Below are 2,847 nucleotides of genomic sequence, written 5' to 3' on the forward strand. Positions count from 1 at the left end.
AAAAGGGTAATAATTGTTTTCTTCTTTAATAGTCAGATTTTTATCATAACTCAAACGGATATTCCCCAGATGGTCTTTATACTGATAAACATATTTATAAGAACCCGCCTCAGGTTCTGCGTAGCCTTCAGCTGTGGGTAAAAACTTCAGGATGCCGTTCTCATATTGATACCCTGCCAGATAATCTGTAATTACAGCATTAGGCGCTCCGGTGTTATTGACGATTTTCTGCACCTTTTGCCCTGCTGCATTGTAAATATAAACAATATTCCCTGCTGAGGCAAAAGTAATTTTAATTGGCAGGTTTAAATGGTTGTAAGTGATCGCTGTAATGTTTTTGTTAGCATCAGAGATCATGTTCCCGTTAAGGTCATAAGTATAATCATCTCCGGTGTTAGTTCCGTCAATAAAACCTAAATCTTTGCGGCTGGTGTCTGAAACTTTAACCAGACGGTTGCTCTCACCAGCATACGTATAAGACAGATTGTCAACAGCCTGGGCTGTTTCGCTGTTTCCGTTGCGGGTAAGGCTGGTAATATTTCCGTTTTTATCATACCATAAAGCTTCATTGTAAGCATTGCTTACCGTGTTTGCTTTTGTAAATATGCTTTCTTTTAGACGGTTTAGGTTATCATATTTATATCCGTATCCTCTTAAAACGCCGTTGTCTGAGTTTGAGGCCCATTGGGTTTCAGAAATGTTTCCGTTATAGAGTGCGCCGGCACCGCTTACGCCTGTCGGGCTGTTGTAATTAATTTTAAAAGCAAACAAATCTTTAGGATCTCCTGGTTTTGCCAGGGTGCTGATATCATTAACTGCTGTAAGCCATCCCCTGATGTTGTAGGTGTAATTAATATTCTGCACCGGAGCAGCTTGGGTATTGCCGACTTTTTTAGAAATCAGCTGTCCAAGCTCATCATAGGTATTGGAAGCAATAAGCTCAACAGCACCGTTGTTTATCTGATGGGTCTGGGTCATTAAACGGTCCTGGGCAGAATAAGTGAAAACATCCCTGGTTATCAGTTCAGCATTTGAGGCTGTCCTTTTATGTCTGGTAAGAGCATATTCTGTTTTGCCTGAAAAATCCAGTTTAGTATCCGTATTAGTATACCCTCCTAAATGATTTAAGGTATAATTTCTAACCGGCCTTGCTTTATCATCATAAAATACGGCATTGATTTCTCCCAGAGCCTCAGCAGCCGTGGTAAGCACCCTTGTCCATGATCCTGATGCGAGTCCTTTAATCTGGGCAGTGCTTAAAACATTCTGTCCTTCTACACTTACCGGTACTGTTATGGCAGCAATGCCCGGAAAAGCATAATTATCATAATAGTTTACGGTCAGCAGTTTAAAAGCTGAAGGCGAAACATTATTGGTGTAATAAGCTGGGATTCCGTCAAGGGTTCCCCCGGCAAGCTTACTTTCGTTAATGACCGGTGCACTGTTCTGAGCCGACTGAAGCGAAGCTCTTCCAGCCGCATCAGCCGGTGCATGCTGTGCCCATCCGGTGTACACCGGACGATTGAAAGGGTCATACTTGGTTATAATCCATCCCTTTGAAGCAGAATCCGAGAAAGGAGAGTCTGCCGGTCCTGTGGCAGCGGGTCTGTCCAGTTTGTCATACACTATAAATTCCCATTGTTTTCCAGGGAGTTTTTTCTCAGCAAGCCTGCTGCGGTAATCATACTTATATTGATAACATAAATCGTTTAATACAGTCTGTGTGCCGTTATTGATAACTGCTGTAAAGGTGCTTCCTGCCTGTGCATGAAATCCAGGAAGAAGCGTGATCGAATTTGAAGCAGTCAGGTTCAGGGTTTGTCCCGGACTCACCACAGCAGTTGAAGTGATGTCTGCCTGCAGGGCTGAAGATCCGTTTATTAAATCAACCGCTTTAGGAGGCAGTACATAAGCCAGGTTACCGTAAATATCATAAACGTAATAAGTATCATGCGCTGTCTGTGCATCATAAGTTCTTTTTAAAACAACCTGTCCTTCTTTGTTTTTGAATTCAACGGTCGATCCATTGGCTTCAAGCGGAGAAGCCTCCGTATTCTCATCATAGGTTATGGTTTTATAAAGCTCGTTGATATCGTAATATCCATTGCTTAACAGGGTTATATCGTAGAGTCCTGATGAGGCATTCCAGGAGGTAACCGCATTAAAGAGCCTTACTTCTGAGACACCATTGGCCTGATAATCCATCTTGATTTCATGTCCTGTTCCTGACCTCCAGTCATTACCCGGAGCGGCCTGTTTAAGTACACGGTTCAGCGGAGAAGCCTCGAGTTCTTTTCGGCTGAAAGGATACCCGGTGGCTTCCAGGTTTGGATTTCCATTAACAACAGGGTCCGGCGTGCCGTAATAAGAGATCACTTTTTGTCTGGCCAGCGGATCAAAAGCCATATTAGAGGTTTCAGCTTTAAATGGCAGGTATTCTTCGAGCTGTCTTCCAAAACCATCATATTCAATATGGGTGATAATGTCCATTCCTGATTTGGACTGCTGGGAAGCAGTCTGCTGTACAGGTCTTCCCAGACCGTCAAAATAGGTGATGTTCTGAGAAGCCTGTGAAATAGAAGGCGATGGTATAAGCTGGGTGCTGGGCACCTTGTATTTTACTGTTTTAACATAGTTTTCGCTCTGCGTCTGGCTTATTGCCGATAAAGGGAATAAAACCAAAAGGAATTTTATTAGATTTTTCATGATGCTTTTGGTTTAGTGTTTGTAATTATACTGGTTCTCAGAAAGGATATTTCCATTATTATCCCTTACAGACTCAAGTCTTCCAAAACTGTCATAGGTATAAGTTGTGGTGGCTCCTTTTGGATCTGTTATAGTGCTTAC

At 42.5% G+C, this 2,847-nt stretch carries 1 protein-coding gene; it reads right to left on the reverse strand.

The genetic code is table 11. The features are described 5' to 3' along the window. The coding region (locus ABD859_RS24135; RefSeq protein WP_345147437.1) for a DUF6443 domain-containing protein at positions 1-2,706 on the reverse strand (2,706 nt) is incomplete at its 3' end. Between the last annotated feature and the right edge of the window lie 141 nt (positions 2,707-2,847).

Origin of the sequence: Flavobacterium ginsengiterrae (genome assembly GCF_039539785.1) — a bacterium.
Taxonomy (GTDB): domain Bacteria; phylum Bacteroidota; class Bacteroidia; order Flavobacteriales; family Flavobacteriaceae; genus Flavobacterium; species Flavobacterium ginsengiterrae.